Here is a 2,727-nt window from a genome sequence, read left to right on the forward strand (position 1 = left end):
CGAAAGCTGTAGAAGCGCTCCGGGTCGGTATAGGTGTCGAGCCCCAGCGCTTCGGCGGCGACGCCGGCCCGGCGCAATCGATCGAGGACGTATCCCGGCAGGTCGAAATGCGGCTTGCCGTCCGTGCCGGCAGAGAAGAACATGCCACTCGTCTCATCGGCCTCGAGGAAGCGCTCGCGAAACGCCGCATCGACCTCATAGGACGGCTGCGCGATGCAGGGCCCGACCGCCGCTGCGATCTTTTCGCGGCGGGCGCCCAGCTGTTCCATGGCGGCGATGACGGCGTCGGTCACTCCGGTTAACGCCCCGCGCCAGCCCGCATGAGCCGCGCCGATCACGCCCGCCGAGCGGTCGGCGAGCAGCACCGGCGCGCAATCGGCAGTCAGGATGCCGAGCAGCAGTCCGGGCCGGTCGGTCACCACCGCGTCCGCGTGGGGCCGCGCGTCGAGCGGCCAGGCAGTCGTCGCATAGACCACTTCGGCCGAATGCACCTGGTGAAGCGTGACCAGCTCGGCCCCCTGAGCCACCGCCGCGACCGCGCGCCGCCGGTTCTCGTCGATCGAGGCCCGCTCGTCCTGGCTTCCGTAGCCGACATTGAGACCCGCGACTTCTCCGGCCGAGACCCCGCCCCGCCGCCCGAGAAAACCGTGCGGCACTCCGGCGAGCGATGGCGCAAGGATGGATTCGACCGTCATTCGTCCGCCTGCAGGACGATGTGGCGAAGAATAATGTCCTCGTCGGCGTGGCTGCCGACCATGAAGTCGTAGCGGCCGACCGCGTGGAAGCCGTAGCGCTCGTAGAAGCGGCGCGCGCGATGATTGTCGACGAAGACGCTGAGCTGGACGTGACGAGCCTGCTTGTCGCGAATCAGGCCGAGGGCGCGGTCCATCAGCGCCCTGCCGATGCCCGCGCCAATCCACTCCTTGAGAACATAGAGCTGGCACAGTTCGATCGTCCCGGGCGGAGTTTCCACCGGAAGCGCGGGCGGGCCAAGCTTCACATAGCCGATGATCTCGTCTTCCGTCTCGGCGACGATGAAGTGGAAGTCGCCGTTGCCGAGGTCTCCGCGAAAGGCGTCGGGGTCCTTGGTCGAAAGGAAGTCGGCGAGGTCCTCGGGTCGGTAGAGGTGCGCGAAGGTGTCGACGAACGACTGCCGGAAGACGTCCGCTATGCCTTGCGCATCGGCCGGATTGCCGGGGCGGAAAGAGACGGTCATGCAAAGCCCGCGGGTTGCGGCCATTCCGCGGCGTGGATCGCGATCACCTTGAACAGCTTGCCCATGGCGTCGCTGCCGCAGAGGCGGTCGATTGCTGCATTCAGGTCGTGGAGGCGATCCGGATTGGCGCGCGACAGGGCCTGGGCGCGTGAATCGATGCCGAGCCGTTGCAGCCACTCGCCCTGGGTCACGACATTCGTGACCGCCGCGCCAGCGCCGCGTGCCACCGTTGCGAGCGCCTGGAAGTCGACATGCGAGGTGACGTCCTGCTCTCCGGGCCGTTCCAGCACCGATGCGAAGCGATGGCGTGAAACCGCCTGGAGCGTGTCGCCGGGACCGCCGTGCTCGTGGCCGTAGTCGATCAGGAGCGCCGCTCCGCCATGCCGGGCGATGTGCGCCGCGAGCGCCGCGACCGCCTCGTCACGTGCCGGCGAGGTCTCGATGACCTCCCCGTCGCGATCGAAGGCCAGGCCGCCGGCCGCGATCATGACCCGGCGCTCGACGCCGGCGACAAACTGGCGGATCGGCAGCGCGTCGAGGAACTCGTTGCCGACAAGCAGGATCGGACGCGCCGGCAAATCGCCGATGGCGTCGTGCCATTCGGCAGCCGGCACGCAGCGCCGCTGAGCCTCGCGCAGGACCGGGCTTGTCTCGACGAAATGAACCTCACCCCTGAAGCCCGACGAGCGCAGCACTCGCAAGGCGTCCGAGGCAAGCGTGCCGCGTCCGGGCCCGAGCTCCGCATAGACGGCGTCCGTCGGCCCTCCGGCGCGCTTCCAGCAGTCGGCGAGCGCTGCGCCCACCAACTCGCCGAACATCTGGTTGACCTCGGGGGCAGTGACGAAATCGCCGGTGGCGCCAAGCGGGTCGCGGGTTGCGTAATAATAAGCGTTGCACGCATCCATATAGGCCTCGACGCTGATCGCGCCCTCGCTGCAGATGCGCTCGCGGACGGCCCGCTCGAGCGGGGTCACGCTAGGCGACGCTGGCGATGCCGGCCGTCGGTTCGATCCGCTGGCGCCGGCTCGCCGCCGTGACCATCAGGTAGAGGCCGCCGAGAATCATCGGCAGCGACAGCCACTGGCCCATGTGCAGGCCCGCCTGCTGGAACAAGGTGCCAGCGAATTGCGCATCCGGTTCGCGGATGAATTCGATGCCGAAGCGGAAGAGGCCGTAGAAGAAGATGAATGCACCGACGAGCTTGCCCGGCTCGTAGCGGGCCTTCGTCTTCCAGAACATGAAGGCGAGAATGCAGAACAGGACGACGCCCTCCAGGAACGCCTCGTAGAGCTGGCTCGGGTGCCGCGGCGGGCCGAGGATCACCCCGAACGGCGTCGCCTCCTGGAAGCGGATCGCCCAGGGCACCGTCGTCGGCGCGCCCCACAGCTCCTGGTTCACGAAGTTGGCGAGCCGACCGAATCCGAGGCCGAAGGGCACGCAGCATGCGATATAATCGCACACGCGCAGGACAGAGAGCCCGTTGGACCGGCACATCAGCCAGATCGCGATCA

Annotated in this window: 4 protein-coding genes; all 4 read right to left on the minus strand. The window is 68.0% G+C overall.

What is annotated here, in order from left to right:
* A partial coding sequence (pgeF, locus tag JOZ79_RS04815) for a peptidoglycan editing factor PgeF (RefSeq protein WP_294071365.1) occupies nt 1–695 on the minus strand: 695 nt, incomplete at its 3' end.
* Nucleotides 692–1,216 (minus strand): GNAT family N-acetyltransferase, encoded by a 525-nt coding sequence (locus JOZ79_RS04820; protein ID WP_294071368.1) that lies wholly within the window; start codon nt 1,214–1,216, stop codon nt 692–694. The genes JOZ79_RS04820 and pgeF, both read right to left, overlap by 4 nt.
* Nucleotides 1,213–2,190, minus strand: coding sequence for an SAM-dependent methyltransferase (locus JOZ79_RS04825; protein ID WP_294071371.1), 978 nt, complete (start codon nt 2,188–2,190; stop codon nt 1,213–1,215). Before JOZ79_RS04825 ends, JOZ79_RS04820 begins: the two co-directional genes overlap by 4 nt.
* A gap of 1 nt (nt 2,191) precedes the next feature.
* Nucleotides 2,192–2,727, minus strand: a 536-nt coding sequence (lgt, locus tag JOZ79_RS04830) for a prolipoprotein diacylglyceryl transferase (RefSeq protein ID WP_294071374.1), incomplete at its 5' end; no start/stop codon positions are given.

It is taken from the genome of Sphingomonas sp. (assembly GCF_019242355.1).
Lineage (GTDB): Bacteria > Pseudomonadota > Alphaproteobacteria > Sphingomonadales > Sphingomonadaceae > Sphingomicrobium.